The following is a 17091-nucleotide window of genomic DNA, read 5'->3' on the forward strand; positions in this document are numbered from 1 at the left end:
GCTCAAAGAAGCTGAGGCACGTCGGTCGGCAGCGGCCTGGCGGAGCACGTGCGCTAGACTTCCCGCAGCGTCCGACGGGCGCTCGCACAGGTTTTCCGGGCGGCACCGCCGACCCGGGTCGTCCCCGCGAGGGGGCGGAAGGAAGGATTCGCGCCGGGGCGCGCCCCGTTCGCGACAGAGATGACGACCGGCGGCGCCGGTCGTGGCAGGAGCGCGCCAGCGATGGTGGACAACGACACGACCCTCCCCGAAGAGCCGACGACGGCGACGGGGGCAGCAGAGACGAGCGAGCCCGAGGCGCAGAAGGCGCCCCGCAAGCGCGCCACGACGCGCCGCAAGGCGGCCGCGTCCCCGGAGACGGCGGATGCGTCGACGGACACGGCGGATGCGTCGCCCGAGCAGGCGGTCGCGTCGCCCGAGCAGACGGCGGTCGCCGAGCCCGCGCAGCAGCCCGAGGCGCCGGCCCCAGACTCGCTCACCGAGTCGGGGGAGCAGGAGCCCGGCCACGAGCCCGGCCTCGCCGACCCCGGGAAGCCTGCGGACGCATCCGGCTCGGAGGAGGCGACCCAGGTCGCGCCGAGCGAGGACGACCCCATCGCCGCCGCACGCACGCTGCCCGAGCTGCCCGCCGGGCCCTTCGGCCTGCTCTTCCACGCCCCCGACCTCGAGCGGCTCCCGACGCTGCCGCCGCTGCGCGCGGAGCTCGACGACGAGGACGACGAGGGCGACGACCAGCAGGACGGCCGGCGCTCGCGCCGCTCGCGCTCGCGGTCGCGCTCGCGCCGCAGCGAGGACGAGAAGCCGCTCATCACCGAGCCGCAGAAGGTGCGCGGCTCGACCCGGCTCGAGGCGAAGCGCCAGCGCCGGCGCGAGGGCCGCGACGCCGGTCGTCGCCGCACGGTCGTGACCGAGACCGAGTTCCTCGCTCGCCGCGAGGCCGTCGAGCGGCAGATGATCGTGCGCTCGAAGCACGACCGCGTGCAGCTCGCGGTGCTCGAGGACGGCGTGCTCGTCGAGCACTACGTCGCGAAGGCGAGCGAGTCGAGCCTCATCGGCAACGTCTACCTCGGCCGCGTGCAGAACGTGCTGCCGAGCATGGAGGCCGCCTTCGTCGACATCGGCCGCGGCCGCAACGCCGTGCTCTACTCGGGCGAGGTCGACTGGGACGCCGCCGAGCTCGAGGGCCAGCCGCGCAAGATCGAGCTCGCGCTCAAGCCCGGCGACACCGTGCTCGTGCAGGTCACGAAGGATCCGGTCGGCCACAAGGGCGCCCGGCTCACGAGCCAGATCTCGCTGCCCGGCCGCTACCTCGTGTCGGTGCCCGGCGGCTCGATGAACGGCATCTCGCGCAAGCTGCCCGACACGGAGCGCGCGCGCCTCAAGAAGATCCTCAAGCAGGTGCTGCCCGAGGGCGTCGGCGTCATCGTGCGCACCGCCGCCGAGGGCGCGACCGAGGAGCAGCTCACGCGCGACGTCGAGCGCCTCACACGCCAGTGGGAGCGCATCCAGCAGCTCCGGAACGGCTCCGCGCCGCAGCGACTGCACGCCGAGCCCGACCTGCTCGTGAAGATCGTCCGCGACGTCTTCAACGAGGACTTCTCGAAGCTCATCATCCAGGGCTCGGAGGCGCTCACCACGATCCGGGAGTACCTCGAGGCCATCGCGCCCGACCTGCTCGACCGGGTCGAGGCCTACGACGGCACCGACGACCCCTTCGACCACTTCCGCATCGCGGAGCAGATCGACAAGGCGCTCGACCGCAAGGTGTGGCTGCCCTCCGGCGGCTCGCTCGTCATCGACCGCACCGAGGCGATGACCGTCGTCGACGTCAACACCGGCCGCTTCGTCGGCGCGGGCGGCAACCTCGAGGAGACGGTCACCAAGAACAACCTCGAGGCGGCCGAGGAGATCGTGCGCCAGCTGCGGCTGCGCGACATCGGCGGCATCATCGTGATCGACTTCATCGACATGGTGCTCGAGTCGAACCGCGACCTCGTGCAGCGGCGCCTCATCGAGTGCTTGAGCCGCGACCGCACGAAGCACCAGGTGGCGGAGGTCACGAGCCTCGGCCTCGTGCAGATGACGCGCAAGAAGCTCGGCCTCGGCCTGCTCGAGACCTACTCGGAGCCGTGCGAGATCTGCGCCGGCCGCGGCGTCATCGTGCACCACGAGCCCGTCTCGAAGCCGCAGCGCCAGCAGCAGGAGAACGGCGGCCAGGGCGGCGGTCGCCGACGCGGCCGCGGCAAGCAGGGCGAGCAGCAGCCCGAGCAGCACCAGCAGCAGCAGGGCGGCGGCAACGGCGGCGGCACGCACGCGATCACCGACGACATGCGCAAGGGGCTGTCGCAGATCGCGGCCGCCGCGAAGGGCAAGCCGGTCGACGCCGAGCAGCCGGTCGTCGAGCAGCCGGTCGTCGAGCAGCCTGTCGTCGAGCAGCCCAAGGGCGAGCAGGGCCGGCGCGAGCGCCCCTCCGGCAAGGTGCAGCCCTCGAAGGCCGCGGTCGAGGCCGTCGCCGCCGAGCCGGTCGTGACGATCCTCGACATCCCCGTCGAGGCGAAGCAGGAGCCCGTGGCCGAGAAGGCGACGGAGCGCGACCTCGACGGGCTGCTCGGCGGGGCGCTCGACGCACTCGCGGCGCCCGCGCCCGGCACCGGCAAGGCCGCGCGCCGCTCGCGCCGCGCCTCCTCGGGCGTCATCACGGCGAAGCCCGACGACGACCGCTGATCGAGCAGGCCGCCCCTGCGTCGATCGAAGAGGCGCGCAGCGCCGCATCGAGATCCGTCTCGATGCGGCGCTGCGCGCCTACTCGACGAGCGGAGGCCGCCGGTCGCGCTCCTTCACGCGCAGCCCGCTCGCGATGAGGCGCTTCACGAGCACCTTCGGCGCCACCTGCTCGGCGCCCATCGCCACGAGCTCGGCGATCCGCTCGGCGGGCACGTCGTAGTGGTCGTGGTCGAACCCGCGCCGAGGGATGCCCGCCGCGCGCGCGAACCCGTGCAGCTCGTCGAGCGACGAGTCGCTCACGAGGTGCGCCCACATCGTGCCGTGATTGGGCCAGAGCGGCTCGTCCACCAGGATCGCCATGCGCCCCACGGTAGCGGCGGCACGCGGGGCGGCGCTGTTGACCGGCATGGCTCGCGGCGTGTATCGTTGTTCGCTGGCGCTCGTCGCAATTCCTTGCGCGCGCTACAAGCTTCGTCCCGGCCCCGCCGGGAGTCGTTCCAACAGTGAGGATCCAACGTGGTGTACGCAATCGTGCGCGCCGGCGGCCGGCAGGAGAAGGTCGAGGTCGGCACCGTGCTCGTCGTCGACCGCATCGCCGGTGACGACAACGGCAACGTCGAGCTGGCCCCCGTGCTGCTCGTCGACGGCGACAAGGTCACGACCGACGCCGACGCGCTCGCCAAGGTCAAGGTGACGGCCGAGGTCGTCACCGACCTGCGCGGCCCGAAGATCCGCATCCAGCACTACCGCAACAAGACCGGCTACAAGCGCCGCATGGGCCACCGCTCGGAGCTCACGCGCCTCAAGGTCACCGGCATCAAGTAAGGGAGCCGCAGACATGGCACACAAGAAGGGCGCATCGTCCACCCGCAACGGCCGTGACTCGAACGCGCAGCGCCTCGGCGTGAAGCGCTTCGGCGGCCAGGTCGTCAAGGCCGGCGAGATCATCGTCCGCCAGCGCGGCACCCACTTCCACCCCGGCGCCGGCGTCGGCCGTGGCGGCGACGACACGCTGTTCGCCCTCGAGGCGGGCGCGGTCGAGTTCGGTACGAAGGGCGGCCGCAAGGTCGTCAACATCGTCGCCGCGGGCTGACACCAGACACACCCGATGAACGGGGCGGGCTTCGGCTCGCCCCGTTCTCGCATCGAGAGGAGGCCTCCGTGGCGACATTCGTCGACCAGGTGACGCTGCACCTGCGCGCAGGGAACGGCGGCCACGGCTGCGTCTCCGTCAAGCGCGAGAAGTTCAAGCCGCTCGCCGGCCCCGACGGCGGCAACGGCGGCGACGGCGGCGACATCGTGCTCGTCGCCGACAACCAGGTGACGACGCTGCTCGGCTACCACCGCAACCCGCACCGCGCGAGCGAGAACGGGCAGCCGGGCATGGGCGACCACCGCTCCGGCACGACGGGCGCCGACCTCGTGCTGCCCGTGCCGGTCGGCACGGTGGTGTCGGATGCGTCGGGCGAGCAGCTCGCGGACCTCTCGCAAGCGGGCATGCGGGTCGTCGTCGCCGAGGGCGGCCAGGGCGGGCTCGGCAACGCCGCGCTCTCCAACCAGAAGCGCCGCGCGCCCGGCTTCGCGCTCCTCGGCACGCCGGGCTTCGAGGGCGACGTCACGCTCGAGCTCAAGACCGTCGCCGACGTCGCGCTCGTGGGCTTCCCGAGCGCCGGCAAGTCGAGCCTCGTCGCCGCGATGTCGGCCGCGCGGCCGAAGATCGCCGACTACCCGTTCACGACGCTGCACCCGAACCTCGGCGTCGTCGAGTCCGGCCAGACGCGCTACACGATCGCCGACGTGCCGGGCCTCATCGAGGGCGCGAGCGAGGGCAAGGGCCTCGGGCTCGAGTTCCTCCGCCACGTCGAGCGCTGCTCGGCGCTCCTGCATGTCATCGACTGCGCGACGCTCGAGCCGGGCCGCGACCCGGTGAGCGACCTGCAGGTCATCCTCGCGGAGCTCGCCGCCTACCCGGTGCCCGAGGGCCAGACGCCGCTGCTCGAGCGCCAGCAGCTCGTCGCGCTCAACAAGATCGACGTGCCCGAGGCCGCCGAGCTCGCCGCGTTCGTGCGCGAGGACATCGAGGCGATGGGCTTCCGGGTCTTCGAGATCTCGACCGTCGCGCACAAGGGCCTGCGCGAGCTCTCGTTCGCGCTCGCCGAGATCGTCGAGGCCGACCGCGCGGCGAAGGCCGCCGAGCCGGTGCCCGAGCGCATCGTGCTGCGGCCGCGCGCGATCGACGACGCCGGCTTCACCATCAAGGTCGAGGGCTCGCACGCCGGACCGGTGTACCGCATCCTCGGTGCGAAGCCCGAGCGCTGGGTGCAGCAGACCGACTTCCAGAACGACGAGGCGGTCGGCTACCTCGCCGACCGGCTCGCGAAGCTCGGCACGGAGGAGGCGCTGCTCAAGGCCGGCGCCGTCCCGGGCGCGACCGTCGTCATCGGGCCCGGCGCGGGCATCGTCTTCGACTGGGAGCCGACGATCGTCTCGGCCGCCGAGCTCGTCGGCAACCGCGGCACCGACCCGCGGCTCGACCGGAACGACCGCCGCACGACCGCGGAGCGGCGCGACGAGTACCACCGCCGCATGGACGCGAAGCAGGCCGCGCGCGACGAGCTCGGCACCGAGCGCGAGGCGGGCCTGTGGACCGACGACGAGGGCTTCGAGGTGCAGCGCTGGGAAGACGAGGGATGACGCGGCTCGACCTCACCGCCGGCGAGCGAGTCGTCGTCAAGGTCGGCTCCTCGTCGATCTCGGGCGAGCGGCGCGGCCAGATCGAGCCGCTCGTCGACGCCCTCGCCCGGCTGCACCGCTCAGCCGAGGTCATCCTCGTGTCCTCCGGCGCGATCTCGACCGGCATGCCGTACCTCGGCCTCGAGTCGCGGCCCGTCGACCTGCCGATGCAGCAGGCCGCGGCCGCGGTCGGGCAGAACGTGCTCATGAACCGCTACCAGCGGAGCCTCTCGCGGCACGAGGTCGTCGCGGCGCAGATCCTCTTGACCGCCTCCGACATGGAGCTCGGCTCGCACCGCATCAACGCGAGGAACGCGCTCGAGCGGCTGCTCGAGCTGCGGATGCTGCCGATCGTCAACGAGAACGACACGGTCGCGACCCATGAGATCCGCTTCGGCGACAACGACCGGCTCGCGGCGCTCGTCGCGCGGCTCGTGGGCGCCGACCGGCTCATCCTGCTCTCGGACATCGAGGCGCTCCGCACCGCGCCGCCGGACGAGCCCGGCTCCGAGCCGATCGAGCGCGTGCCCTTCGGCGACCCGCTCGAGGGCGTGCGCCTCGGCGCCTCCGGCTCGCACATCGGCTCGGGCGGCGCGATGACGAAGGTCGACGCGGCCCGGCTCGCGGCCGACGCGGGCGTCACGGTCACCGTCACCGCGACGCCGCTGCTCGACCGGCTGCTCTCGGGCGAGCGGCTCGGCACCGAGTTCGAGCCGAATCCCGCGGTCCGCGCGCCCGTCGCCGGATGAGCGTCGTCGAGCTCGGCCCGGCCGACGCTCCAGCGGCGATCGCGCTCTGGGAGGCCACCGCGCTCACGCGCCCGTGGAACCCGCCGCGCGCCGACTTCGACCGCGCGATCTCCGACAGCGCATCCGCCGTGCTCGGCATCCGCGACGGCGACGCGCTCGTCGCGACCGCGATGGTCGGCCACGACGGCCACCGCGGCTGGCTCTACTACCTCGCCGTCGCGCCCGACCAGCAGCGCCGCGGGCTCGGCGCGGCGCTCGTGCGCGCGGCCGAGGCCTGGATCGTCGCGCGCGGCGGCGTGAAGCTGCAGCTCATGGTGCGGGGCGAGAACGACGCGGTCGCGGCGTTCTACCGCGCGCTCGGCTACGACGAGCAGCCCGTCGTGGTGCACGGGCGCCGCCTCGAGGCATCCGGCGGCTCCTAGGATCGAGGCATGGCCGATGACCTCGACGCGCTGCTGACCGACTCGAAGCGGGCCTCCCGCGCCCTCGGCGTCGCGCCGGCGGGCCAGCGGCACGAGGCGATCCGCGCGATCGCGACCGCGATCGAGCGCGCGACCGACCGCATCCTCGCCGCGAACGCCGAGGACCTCGAGCGCGGGCGCGAGAGCGGCCTCGCCGAGGGCATGCTCGACCGGCTGCTGCTCGACGAGCGCCGCATCGCGGGCCTCGCCGCGGCCGCCCGCGCGCTCGCCGAGCTGCCCGACCCCATCGGCGAGGTGCTGCGCGAGCGCACGCTGCCGAACGGGCTCGAGCTCACCGAGGTGCGCGTGCCGTTCGGCGTCGTCGGCGTCATCTACGAGGCGCGCCCCAACGTCACGGTCGACCTCGCGTGCATCGGGCTCGGCTCCGGCAACGCGGTCGTGCTGCGCGGCGGCTCGGCCGCCGAGCGCACGAACGCCGCGCTCGTCGAGGCGATCCAGGATGCGGTGGAGGGCGAGGGCCTGCCGCGCGAGGTCGTGCAGACGATCGACCGCTTCGGCCGCGACGGCGCCGGCCGGCTCATGCGCGCCCGCGGCCTCATCGACCTGCTCGTGCCGCGGGGGAGCGCCGCGCTCATCGACCGCGTCGTGACCGAGTCGACCGTGCCCGTCATCGAGACCGGCGCGGGCGTCGTGCACGCGTTCGTCGACCGCGCCGCCGACCTCCCAATGGCGCTCGACATCGTGCTCAACGCCAAGACGCAGCGCACGAGCGTCTGCAACGCGCTCGAGACGTTGCTCGTGCACCGCGACATCGCCGAGACCGCCGTGCCGACCATCGCGGTCGCGCTGCAGCAGGCGGGCGTCACGATCCACGCCGACGGCGCGCTGCCCGGCGTCGACGCGGCCGCGCCGCTCGGCGACGGCGGCTGGGCGACCGAGCACCTCTCGATGGACGTCGCGATCGGCGTCGTCGACGACCTCGACGCCGCGATCGAGCACGTCAACGCCTTCGGCACCCACCACACCGACACGATCATCACCGACGACGAGGATGCGGCGGCGCGGTTCCTCGCGGAGGTCGACTCCGCCGTCGTCATGCACAACGCATCCACCCGGTTCACCGACGGCGGCGAGTTCGGCTTCGGCGCCGAGGTGGGCATCTCGACCCAGAAGGCGCACGCGCGCGGCCCGATGGGGCTGCCCGAGCTCACGAGCACGAAGTGGATCGTGCGGGGCACCGGCCAGGTGCGGGCCTGACCGATCCGACCGCGATAGGCTTGCACCCATGACGCTGATCACGCTGACCTCGGCCCTGCTCGAGGCCTCGCTCGAGGCCGAGGGCGACGCCGCTGCGGGCTTCGGCCCCTACATCGCCGCGGGCATCACCGCCGCCGTCTTCATCATCTCGGCGGTCGTGCTGCGATCGTTCCGCGACGTCGCGCACCGCTCCGAGCGGCACGACGTGCACGGCAACGCCTGATCCGCCTCCGTGGCTGAGCGCCGCCGACGCCTCGGCATCATGGGCGGCACGTTCGATCCCGTCCACAACGGCCACCTCGTCGCCGCGAGCGAGGTCGCGCACCACTTCGCGCTCGACGAGGTCGTGTTCGTGCCGACGGGCGAGCCGTACCAGAAGCGCAACGTCTCGCCGAGCGAGGACCGCTACCTCATGACGGTCATCGCGACGGCGTCGAACCCGCGCTTCCGCGTCAGCCGCATCGACATCGACCGCGGCGGGCCGACCTACACGATCGACACCCTCCGCGACGTGCGGGCGGCGCACCCCGACGCCGAGCTCTTCTTCATCACCGGGGCGGATGCGTTCACCTCGATCGTGGAGTGGAAGGACGCCGACGAGCTCTGGGAGCTCGCGCACTTCGTCGCGGTCACCCGCCCGGGCCACCACCTCTCGGTGCAGGACTATCCGAGGGAGCGTGTCTCGGAGCTGGAGATCCCCGCCCTTGCGATATCCTCGACCGATTGCCGAGCGCGCGTTCGCGCCGGCTATCCCGTCTGGTACCTCGTGCCCGACGGGGTGGTTCAATACATCAGCAAGCACGACCTGTACCGGAGACTGACAGCATGACCGATGCGAACGAGGGGCGCCCGCTCACCCGGCGTCAGCTTCGCGAGCTCGAGCGCGCTGCAGAGCTGGCCCGCACCGGCGGCGTCCCGCCGGTCCCCGATGCAGCCGAGCGCGAGCAGCTGAGCGACGAGCCCGAGCGGCTCGGCCGCCACTCCACCCCGAGCGTCCCCGCGGCGCCGGCCGAGACCCAGCCCATCGAGCCGCTCGAAGCGCAGCTCGCGGTCGACGCGCCCGAGCCCGCCGCCGACGATGCGACCGAGCTCGCGCCGCAGCCGGAGCTCGCGCCCGAGCCCGCGCCGCAGCCCTCGAAGCCGCTCGGCCGCTTCTTCGGTCGCAAGAAGGCCGCCGAGGCGCCCCAGGCGCCGATCGACCTGCCCGAGACCGTCGCGATGGATCGCGTCGACGCCGTCGAGGCTGAGCGCTCCGAGGTCATCGAGGCCGAGGTCGAGCCGGCCCCGCCCGCCCAGCAGCCCACCGCATCCGTGCCCGCGCCCTCGTCGGCGCGCCGCTCGAGCGTGCAGGTCGACGACGTGCAGGGCCTCGACACCGTCGACGACCACGAGCTCGACAGCCTCGAGATCGACGAGGTCGTCGTCGAGCAGCCGCGCGTCTCAGCGCACCGCGTCGCCGAGTCGACGCCCGCGCAGCTCGAGGACAAGCGGGCCGCCGAGGCCGAGGAGGAGCCGACCCCGACGGGGCCGAGCCGCGGCCAGTCGCAGCGCCTGCCCGTCATCGTCAACGTCGTCTCCGACACCTCCGAGCACCACATCGCCGACCTCCGCGACCAGGGCGTCGCGACGAGCGGCAGCGGCTCGTCGACGTCGTCGTTCACGGCGAACGCGCTCGTGCTGCCGGCCGGCACCGACAGCCCCGACTTCCAGCTCGAGGGCGAGGACGGACTGCTCGTCACCGGCTCGATCGACGTGCCCGAGGGCTTCGCCTCGTCGGGCCGCGGCAGCGCCTCGATCGACGGCAGCGACGTCGACGCCGAGGTCGCCGAGGGCGAGGTGACGAGCCCCGAGACCGCGCCCGTGCGCGCCTCGAAGGCCGTCTCGTCGTACGCGAACGCCCGCGTGCAGATCGCGCCGCAGAAGCAGCGCACGAACGTCGTCCCGGTCGCCATCGGCGCGGGCGCGGGCGTGTTCGTCGCGGGCGTCGTCGGCGTCATCTTCTGGGCCCTCTCGCAGGGGATCCTCTGAACATCAGGAGTGCACGATGAGTGCCGATCAGCGGGCGATCGAACTCGCCCGAGCCGCGGCGCGCGCCGCCGACAAGGCGCTCGCCGTCGACCAGGTGGCGCTCGACGTCTCGGGGCAGCTGCCGCTCACCGACGTCTTCCTCATCGCGACGGGCCGCAACGAGCGGCAGGTGAGCGCGATCGCGCGCGAGATCGAGGACGCGCTCATCGTCGACGGCGCGAAGCCCATCCGGCGCGAGGGCCGGGCGGACGGGCGCTGGGTGCTGCTCGACTTCTCCGACATCGTCGTGCACGTCTTCCACGAGGAGGAGCGCACCTACTACCAGCTCGAGCGGCTCTGGCGCGATGCGCCGGTCGTCGACCTGCAGCTGCCCGAGCAGGCGGCGCCCGCGGGCGAGTAGCCGGACGGCACCGCGCCGCAGCCTCAGGCCCGCGCGAACGCTCCCGCGTCGCCGCCGCGAGTGCGCACGAGCGCGACGACCATGCTGCCGGGCCCGCGGGCGGTGAAGCGCTCGCCCTCGAGCGTCGGCTCCAGCTGGGCGCCGTCGATCCAGAGGGCGATCGCGTCGCCGGTCGCGCGACCGGTGACGACGAGCGCATCGCCGTCGCGCTCCGCGCGCAGCTCGACGCTCGCTGCGTCATCAGCGCTGGCGGCCGACTCGGGGAGCGCGGTCCAGCGCGTCGCCGGGAGCTCCGGCGTGCGCGGCGGCACCGTGCGCCGCTGCCGCTGCGCCTCGATCGCGAGCCCGATGCGCAGCAGCCGCTCGTCGTCGTAGGGGCGACCGGCGATCGTGAGCCCGACGGGCATCCCGATGTCGTGCATCGTGCCCATGGGTACCGTGACGGTCGGGATGCCGAAGTGCCGCCAGACGAGGTTGCCGTTCGCGACCCACGTGCCGTTCCGCCACGCGAGGTCGGAAGAGGCCGGGTTCCTGTCTGCGTCGGCCGGTGCGACGTCGGCGAGCGTCGGCATCACGACGATGTCGATGCCGTGCGCGTCGAGCCACTCGTCCCAGTCGACGCGGCGCGTCTCCTCGAGCCCGGCGATGCCGGCCGCCATCTCGGGGATGTCCTCGAGCTCGGGCACGGGCAGCGACGGGAGCTCCGCGAGGTCGACGCTCGCCGCAGGCTCGAACGCGGGCGAGCTGCGCTCGAAGCGGTCGGGGAGCGCACCGGGCGGATGCGGGAAGATGCGCTCGCCGTCGACGTCGCGGAGGTGCAGGAGGGCGGGATCACCGTTGCGCTGCAGGAACCCCTCCCACGCCCACACCGCGAGCTCGCGCAGCTCGCTCTCGATGAAGCGGGGCGGCACGATGCCGCGGTCGAGGATGTGCGGGGCGCCGTCGCGGTCGCCCTCGTAGTTCGACACGAGCGGCAGGTCGGTCTCGACGACGGTCGCGCCGGCGGTGCGGAGGTCGTCGGCCATCGCCCGCCACAGCTCGAGCACGCTCTCGCGCGTCGGGATGGGGTCGCGGAGGTCGGGGTCGGCGCCGATGTGCATGCGCGGCACCGCGATCGTGAGGCCGGCGAGCGACGCGGGCTCGAGCGCGGCGAAGGAGGCCGGCCGCACGTCGGCGACGGCCGGCACGTCGAGCCACGGCTGCTGCCGCCAGAAGTCGCCGTCGGTGCGCTCATCCGGCACCACGAGCACGTCGAGCGCCGCGAGCAGGTCGGCCATCGAGCGGGTGTGCGGCACGACGACGTCCATCGTCGGCACGAGCGCCCAGTTGCCGCGCATCGAGATGAGGCCGCGCGAGGGGGTGTAGGCGCACAGCGCGTTGCAGCTCGCGGGCGCCCGGCCTGACGACCACGTCTCCTCGCCGAGCCCGATGACGCCGATCGAGGCGCCCGTCGCGCTGCCCGACCCGTTCGAGGAGCCGGAGCCGAACGCACTCGTCAGCCACTCGGCGCTGTAGGGGCTCTCGGCGCGGCCGCGGAGGCCGCGCTGCATGCCGCCGTTCGCCATCGGGGGCATCGTCGTGAGGCCGATGAGCACGGCGCCAGCGTCGCGCATCCGCTCGATCGCGAACGCGTCCTCGCCGGCCACGAGGTGCTCGAAGGCGGGGCTGCCGGCCGAGACCGTCATGCCGCGCGCCGAGTAGCTCTCCTTGGCGGTGAAGGGGATGCCGTCGAGCGGCCCCGCGGCGCGGCCGGCGCGGACCCGCTCATCGGCGGCCGCGGCCGCCTCGAAGAGGTCCGGCGCGAGCACGGGCACGGCGTTCAGTCGCGGCCCCGCGACGTCGAACGCGGCGATCCGCGCGAGCGTGAGCGCCGCGAGCTCGGTCGCGGTCGTGCGCCCCGCGTCGAGTGCGGCCCGGAGCGACCGCACGCTCGCCTCGACGAGCCGCACTCCTCCCTCCGGACGCTCCTCGCTCACGAGCCGCTCCTCGGCTGCTGCTGTGTGATGCAGTGGATGCCGCCGCCGCGCGCGAAGAGCTCGCGGGCGTCGACCGTCACGGCGCTCCGGCCCGGGTAGACCGCCTCGAGCACCTCGCGCGCGGCCTCGTCGGCGACGGGGTCGTCGAAGCCGCACACGATGACGCCGTCGTTGACGACCACGTGGTTGACGTACGACCAGTCGACCCAGCCCTCGTCATCGCGGAGCGTCGCGGGGGCCGGCAGCGGCACGACCTCGAGCCGAGCACCGCTCGCGTCGACCGCCTCGGCGAGCAGGCGCGCGGTGTCGCGCGAGACGGTGTGGTCAGGATGCTCGGGGGAGCGCTGGTCGTGCACGAGCACCCGGCCGTCGCCGACGAGCGACGCGACGATGTCGACGTGGCCGCGCGTGCCGAAGCGCTCGTAGTCGCGCGTGAGGCCGCGGGGGAGCCAGATGGGATGCGTCGCGCCGATCGTGCGCTCGAGCTCAGCCTCGACGTCGGCGCGCGAGATGCCGAGGTTCCGGCCGGGGTCGCGCTGCACCGTCTCGGTGAGCAGCACGGTGCCGCGGCCGTCGACGTGGATCGCGCCGCCCTCGTTGACGAGCGGGGAGGGGATGCGCTCGGCGCCCGCGAGCTCGGCGACGATCGCGCCGATGCGAGAGTCGTGCTCCCAGCTCGCCCAGTCCTGCGCGCCCCAGCCGTTGAAGACCCAGTCGACGGCGCCGAGCCTCCCGCGCTCGTCGAGCACGAACGTCGGCCCGATGTCGCGCATCCACGCGTCGTCGAGCGGCGCCTCGACGAGCGTCACGGCGCTCGAGAGCAGTCGTCGCGCGGCACCACGCTCCTCGGGATCGACGACCATCGTCACGGGCTCGAGCTCGCTCGCGGCGTTCGCGACCGCGGCCCAGGCCTCGTGCGCGGCCGCGGCCTCCGCGGGCGAATCGCCCGCGTTCGGGCCGTGCGGGAACGCCATCCACAGCCGCTCGTGCGGAGCCGACTCGACGGGCATGCGCCAGGTCATCCCTCTCCCTCCATCGCGATCGGTATTGATCGGTTGATCAATAGCCTGGGTCGACAAGTTACTGTGGTCGCGGCGAGGAAGCAATGACCCCAGCGAAGCGAGTGCGGAAGAGTCCCGAGGAGCGGCGCGCCGACGTGCACGGCGCGGCGCGCTCGATCGCGCTCGAATCTGGCTTGAGCGCCGTCACGCAGCGCGCGGTCGCCGAGCGAGCGGGCGTCGCGCCCGGCCTCGTCACGCACTACGCCGATCGCATGGAGCTCCTCGTGGCCGAGGTCTTCCGCGACATCGTGCAGGAGGAGCTCGAGAGCGTCCGGTCGGCGGTCGAGGCCGTCGAGGGCGACGACGTCGAGCGAGTGATCGCGCTGCTCCACGGGCTCATCCGCGACTACCGGCGCGACGTCGCGCTCGTCTGGCTCGACGGCTGGAGCCTCTCGCGGCGCAACGAGGAGCTCGCCGCGACGCTCGTCGACCAGGCGCGGGCGTGGGAGGACTTCGTCGCCGCGGTCTTCGAGCGGGGGGATGCCTCGGGCGCCTTCCGCGCGCCCGACCCGCTCGCGCTCGCGCGCTTCGTCATCGGCGCGACCGACGGCTTGAGCGCGCAGGCCACCGTGTGGGCGGGGCACGAGGAGGAGACGGTGCGCTACGTCACGCGCACGGTCGCCGGGCTGCTCGGCATCCCCACCTCGGCGCTCGCGCGAACCGCCTATTGATCAACTGACCAATAGTGTGCGACACTCGCCCCCGCGGCGCGGAGCAGCGCCGGCGACGGAGGGATCCACACCATGCTGGAACGCGCTAGCGACGTGCTCGTGATCGGTGCCGGGGCCGCGGGCCTCAGCGCTGCGACGCGCCTGGTCGAAGCGGGGCTGACGGTCACCGTGCTCGAGGCGCGCGACCGCGTCGGCGGCCGCACCTGGACGCGGGAGATCGACGGCGCCATGCTCGAGATCGGCGGCCAGTGGGTGTCGCCCGACCAGGAGGCGCTGCTCGAGACCCTCGATCGGCTCGGGCTCGAGACCTTCGCGCGCTACCGCGAGGGCGAGAGCATCTACGTCGACCGCGAGGGGCAGCGCCACCGGTACACGGGCGAGATCTTCCCCGCGGGCGCCGAGACCGAGGCCGAGATCGAGCGCCTCATCGGCATCCTCGACGAGCTCGCGCCCGAGGTCGGCGCGACCGCGCCCTGGGCGCACCCCCGCGCCGCCGAGTTCGACGCCATCTCCTGGCACCACTGGCTCCGCACCCAGTCCGACGACGAATCCGCGTGCGAGATCGTCTCGATCTACGTCGCCGAGGCGATGCTCACGAAGCCCGCCCACTCGTTCAGCCTGCTGCAGGCGCTGCTCATGGCCGCGTCGGCCGGCGGCTTCGCCAACCTCGTCGACGAGGACTTCATCCTCGACCGCCGCGTCGTCGGCGGCATGCAGCAGGTCTCGCTGCGGCTCGCCGAGCAGCTCGGCGACGCGGTCGTGCTGAACGCGCCCGTGCGCCGGCTCGAGCACGCGGCCGAGGGCGTCGTCGCGCACGCCGACGGCGACGTGGTCGTCCGCGCGAAGCGCGCGGTCGTCGCGGTGCCGCCCAACCTCTACGCCCGCATCGACTTCCAGCCGCCGCTGCCGCGCCTGCACCAGCAGATGCACCAGCACGTCTCGCTCGGGCTCGTCATCAAGGTGCACGCCGTCTACGACTCGCCGTTCTGGCGCGAGGACGGCCTCTCCGGCACGGTCTTCGCCCCGCACAGCCCCGTGCACGAGGTCTACGACAACACGAACCACGAGGACGACAAGGGCACGCTCGTCGCGTTCGTCTCCGACCTGCAGGCGGATGCGTCGTTCAAGCTCGGCCCGGACGCGCAGCGCGCCGCGATCCTCGAGCAGCTCGCCGCCTGCTTCGGCCCGCGGGCACTCGAGCCCGAGGTCTTCTACCTCTCCGACTGGGGTGCGGAGGAGTGGACGCGCGGCGCCTACGCCGCGAGCTTCGACATCGGCGGCCTCTCGCGCTACGGCGCGATGCAGCGCGAGCCGCTCGGCCCGCTGCACTGGGCGTGCAGCGACATCGCCGCCGAGGGCTACCAGCACGTCGACGGCGCGATCCGCCGCGGCTGGGCCGCGGCCGACGAGATCATCCACGCGCTCGGCGACTGACCGAGCGAGGACCACACAAGAGGAGTCGATGGTGACTGCAACACGAGCGACCGACGAAGCGGTCTCGAACAAGGGGCTCGCGCCCGGCACCGTCGGGGTGCTCGGCGCGGTCGTGATCGGCGTCTCGACGATCGCGCCCGCCTACACCTTCACGGCGGCGATCGGTCCGACGGTGAGCGCCGTCGGGGTGCAGGTGCCGGCGATCATCCTGCTCGGCTTCGTGCCGATGCTGCTCGTCGCGTTCGGCTACCGCGAGCTCAACCGCGCGATGCCCGACGCCGGCACGTCGTTCACGTGGGCGACGCGGGCCTTCGGCCCCTACGTCGGCTGGATGGCTGGCTGGGGCCTCGTGATCGCGACGGTGCTCGTGCTCTCGAACCTCGCGGGCATCGCGGTCGACTTCCTCTACCTGCTCATCGCGCAGATCACGGGCAACGAGTCGATCGCCGAGCTCGCGGCGAACCCGTTCATCAACGTCATCACGTGCCTCGCCTTCATGGCCGCGGCGACGTTCATCTCCTACCGCGACATCGAGACGACGCAGCGCGTGCAGCTCGGGCTCGTCGCGTTCCAGGTGCTCGTGCTGCTCGTCTTCGGCATCACCGCGCTCGTGCGCGCGTCGTCGGGCGAGGCGATCGACCACACGCCCATCGACCCGTCGTGGTTCAACGTGCTCCAGGCGCCCTCGGTGAGCGCTGTCATCGCCGGCCTCTCGCTCTCGATCTTCATCTTCTGGGGCTGGGACGTCGTGCTGACGATGAACGAGGAGGCGAAGGACCCGGCGCGCACGCCCGGTCGCGCCGCCGCCCTCACCATCGTCGTCGTGCTCGGCCTCTACCTGCTGCTCGCGATCGCGCTGCTCGCCTTCGCGGGCAACGGCGAGACCGGCCTGGGGCTCGGCAACCCCGACATCCAGGACAACGTGCTGTTCTTCCTCTCCGACCCGATCATGGGACCGCTCGGGTGGCTCATCTCGCTCGCCGTGCTGTCGTCGTCGGCGGCGTCGCTGCAGTCGACCGCGCTCTCGCCAGCGCGCACGCTCCTCGCGATGGGGCACTACGGCGCCGTGCCGGCGCGCTTCGCGACCGTGCACCCGCGCTACCGCACGCCGGGCTTCGCGGCCGTCGTCGCGGCGCTCGTCGCGAGCGGCTTCTACGCCGTCATGCGCTTCGTGAGCGAGAACGTGCTGTGGGACACCATCACGGCACTCGGCATGATGGTCTGCTTCTACTACGGGCTCACCGCGCTCAGCGCGGTCTGGTACTTCCGGAAGACCGCGACCTCGTCGGTCAAGGCGTTCCTCGTGCAGCTGCTGTGCCCGCTCGTCGGCGGCGTCATGCTCGTGGTGCTCTTCGTGCAGACCCTCGTCGACAGCCTCGACCCGGCCTACGGCTCGGGCTCCGAGATCGGCGGCGTCGGCCTGGTCGGCATCCTCGGCGTCGGCATGCTGCTGCTGGGCGTCGTGCTCATGCTCATCATGCGCAAGCTGCGCCCGGCGTTCTTCCGCGGCGAGGTGCTGCCGATGGGCTTCAACAAGGGCGACCTCGACACGAAGGCGCTCTTCATCAAGTAGCGGCGGCACCCACGACGACGGATGCGTCCGGCCGGTCCGCGCGGACCGAGCCGGACGCATCCG

17 protein-coding genes are annotated in these 17091 nt (G+C 73.0%); 14 read left to right on the forward strand and 3 right to left on the reverse strand.

All coding sequences use genetic code 11. The features are described 5' to 3' along the window. Nucleotides 1-222: 222 nt before the first annotated feature. Complete coding sequence (locus L332_RS24700; RefSeq protein ID WP_021010987.1) at nucleotides 223-2724, forward strand: Rne/Rng family ribonuclease; 2502 nt, start codon at nucleotides 223-225, stop codon at nucleotides 2722-2724. Between the two features lie 78 nt (nucleotides 2725-2802). Here L332_RS24700 and L332_RS24705 read toward each other — a convergent pair whose 3' ends face one another. After that, a complete protein-coding gene (locus tag L332_RS24705; RefSeq protein ID WP_021065052.1) occupies nucleotides 2803-3084 on the reverse strand; it encodes a DUF4031 domain-containing protein in 282 nt (93 codons plus the stop codon). A 156-nt stretch (nucleotides 3085-3240) separates the two neighbouring features. On the opposite strand from L332_RS24705, the gene rplU reads away from it, so the two are divergent. The 10 genes from rplU (at nucleotide 3241) to rsfS (ending at nucleotide 10313) form a co-directional block, all read left to right on the forward strand. After that, the gene (gene rplU / locus L332_RS24710; RefSeq protein ID WP_021010989.1) at nucleotides 3241-3549 is read left to right on the forward strand and encodes a 50S ribosomal protein L21; all 309 of its coding nucleotides are present in this window, start codon (nucleotides 3241-3243) and stop codon (nucleotides 3547-3549) included. Nucleotides 3550-3562: 13 nt separating this feature from the next. Continuing rightward, a complete protein-coding gene (gene rpmA, locus L332_RS24715) occupies nucleotides 3563-3817 on the forward strand; it encodes a 50S ribosomal protein L27 (protein WP_021010990.1) in 255 nt (84 codons plus the stop codon). 68 nt (nucleotides 3818-3885) lie between these two features. Then, a complete protein-coding gene (obgE, locus tag L332_RS24720; RefSeq protein ID WP_021010991.1) occupies nucleotides 3886-5418 on the forward strand; it encodes a GTPase ObgE in 1533 nt (510 codons plus the stop codon). After that, the gene (gene proB / locus L332_RS24725; RefSeq protein WP_021010992.1) at nucleotides 5415-6206 is read left to right on the forward strand and encodes a glutamate 5-kinase; all 792 of its coding nucleotides are present in this window, start codon (nucleotides 5415-5417) and stop codon (nucleotides 6204-6206) included. Before obgE ends, proB begins: the two co-directional genes overlap by 4 nt. Beyond that, nucleotides 6203-6628: a GNAT family acetyltransferase gene (locus L332_RS24730; protein WP_021010993.1), complete on the forward strand. Its 426-nt coding sequence runs from the start codon at nucleotides 6203-6205 to the stop codon at nucleotides 6626-6628. The genes proB and L332_RS24730 overlap by 4 nt, the downstream gene beginning before the upstream one ends. Before the next feature lie 9 nt (nucleotides 6629-6637). Further along, nucleotides 6638-7885: a glutamate-5-semialdehyde dehydrogenase gene (locus L332_RS24735; protein WP_021010994.1), complete on the forward strand. Its 1248-nt coding sequence runs from the start codon at nucleotides 6638-6640 to the stop codon at nucleotides 7883-7885. A 28-nt stretch (nucleotides 7886-7913) separates the two neighbouring features. Further along, nucleotides 7914-8108: a hypothetical protein gene (locus L332_RS24740; protein WP_021010995.1), complete on the forward strand. Its 195-nt coding sequence runs from the start codon at nucleotides 7914-7916 to the stop codon at nucleotides 8106-8108. Nucleotides 8109-8117: 9 nt separating this feature from the next. Further along, nucleotides 8118-8714 (forward strand): nicotinate-nucleotide adenylyltransferase, encoded by a 597-nt coding sequence (gene nadD, locus L332_RS24745; RefSeq protein WP_031223936.1) that lies wholly within the window; start codon nucleotides 8118-8120, stop codon nucleotides 8712-8714. Then, on the forward strand, nucleotides 8711-9913 hold the full coding sequence (locus L332_RS24750; protein WP_021010997.1) for a hypothetical protein: 1203 nt from the start codon (nucleotides 8711-8713) through the stop codon (nucleotides 9911-9913). The genes nadD and L332_RS24750 overlap by 4 nt, the downstream gene beginning before the upstream one ends. 16 nt (nucleotides 9914-9929) lie before the next feature. Continuing rightward, nucleotides 9930-10313: a ribosome silencing factor gene (gene rsfS / locus L332_RS24755; RefSeq protein WP_021010998.1), complete on the forward strand. Its 384-nt coding sequence runs from the start codon at nucleotides 9930-9932 to the stop codon at nucleotides 10311-10313. A 23-nt stretch (nucleotides 10314-10336) separates the two neighbouring features. On the opposite strand, the gene L332_RS24760 is transcribed toward rsfS, so the two are convergent. Both L332_RS24760 and L332_RS24765 read right to left on the reverse strand, forming a co-directional pair. Beyond that, the gene (locus L332_RS24760) at nucleotides 10337-12289 is read right to left on the reverse strand and encodes an amidase (RefSeq protein WP_052588709.1); all 1953 of its coding nucleotides are present in this window, start codon (nucleotides 12287-12289) and stop codon (nucleotides 10337-10339) included. Beyond that, nucleotides 12286-13311, reverse strand: coding sequence for an agmatine deiminase family protein (locus tag L332_RS24765; RefSeq protein WP_021011000.1), 1026 nt, complete (start codon nucleotides 13309-13311; stop codon nucleotides 12286-12288). Before L332_RS24765 ends, L332_RS24760 begins: the two co-directional genes overlap by 4 nt. Nucleotides 13312-13394: 83 nt before the next feature. On the opposite strand from L332_RS24765, the gene L332_RS24770 reads away from it, so the two are divergent. From L332_RS24770 to L332_RS24780, 3 genes are all read left to right on the forward strand, one after another. Continuing rightward, nucleotides 13395-14021 (forward strand): TetR/AcrR family transcriptional regulator, encoded by a 627-nt coding sequence (locus tag L332_RS24770; RefSeq protein WP_021011001.1) that lies wholly within the window; start codon nucleotides 13395-13397, stop codon nucleotides 14019-14021. A 72-nt stretch (nucleotides 14022-14093) separates the two neighbouring features. Continuing rightward, nucleotides 14094-15455 (forward strand): flavin monoamine oxidase family protein, encoded by a 1362-nt coding sequence (locus tag L332_RS24775; protein ID WP_021011002.1) that lies wholly within the window; start codon nucleotides 14094-14096, stop codon nucleotides 15453-15455. Nucleotides 15456-15483: 28 nt separating this feature from the next. Beyond that, nucleotides 15484-17028, forward strand: a complete 1545-nt coding sequence (locus L332_RS24780) for an APC family permease (RefSeq protein ID WP_021011003.1) — start codon at nucleotides 15484-15486, stop codon at nucleotides 17026-17028. The last annotated feature ends 63 nt before the right edge of the window (nucleotides 17029-17091 follow it).

The organism is Agrococcus pavilionensis RW1, assembly GCF_000400485.1.
Taxonomy (GTDB): Bacteria; Actinomycetota; Actinomycetes; order Actinomycetales; family Microbacteriaceae; genus Agrococcus; species Agrococcus pavilionensis.

Bases quoted from the DNA above. Each gene is read 5' to 3' on its own strand.
- L332_RS24775 (WP_021011002.1), top strand. From the start codon at position 14,094: ATGCTGGAACGCGCTAGCGACGTGCTCGTGATCGGTGCCGGGGCCGCG.
- proB (WP_021010992.1), top strand. From the start codon at position 5,415: ATGACGCGGCTCGACCTCACCGCCGGCGAGCGAGTCGTCGTCAAGGTC.
- rsfS (WP_021010998.1), top strand. From the start codon at position 9,930: ATGAGTGCCGATCAGCGGGCGATCGAACTCGCCCGAGCCGCGGCGCGC.
- L332_RS24705 (WP_021065052.1), bottom strand. From the start codon at position 3,084: ATGGCGATCCTGGTGGACGAGCCGCTCTGGCCCAATCACGGCACGATG.
- L332_RS24730 (WP_021010993.1), top strand. From the start codon at position 6,203: ATGAGCGTCGTCGAGCTCGGCCCGGCCGACGCTCCAGCGGCGATCGCG.
- L332_RS24750 (WP_021010997.1), top strand. From the start codon at position 8,711: ATGACCGATGCGAACGAGGGGCGCCCGCTCACCCGGCGTCAGCTTCGC.
- L332_RS24740 (WP_021010995.1), top strand. From the start codon at position 7,914: ATGACGCTGATCACGCTGACCTCGGCCCTGCTCGAGGCCTCGCTCGAG.
- L332_RS24780 (WP_021011003.1), top strand. From the start codon at position 15,484: ATGGTGACTGCAACACGAGCGACCGACGAAGCGGTCTCGAACAAGGGG.
- L332_RS24770 (WP_021011001.1), top strand. From the start codon at position 13,395: ATGACCCCAGCGAAGCGAGTGCGGAAGAGTCCCGAGGAGCGGCGCGCC.
- rpmA (WP_021010990.1), top strand. From the start codon at position 3,563: ATGGCACACAAGAAGGGCGCATCGTCCACCCGCAACGGCCGTGACTCG.
- L332_RS24735 (WP_021010994.1), top strand. From the start codon at position 6,638: ATGGCCGATGACCTCGACGCGCTGCTGACCGACTCGAAGCGGGCCTCC.
- L332_RS24700 (WP_021010987.1), top strand. From the start codon at position 223: ATGGTGGACAACGACACGACCCTCCCCGAAGAGCCGACGACGGCGACG.
- L332_RS24765 (WP_021011000.1), bottom strand. From the start codon at position 13,311: ATGACCTGGCGCATGCCCGTCGAGTCGGCTCCGCACGAGCGGCTGTGG.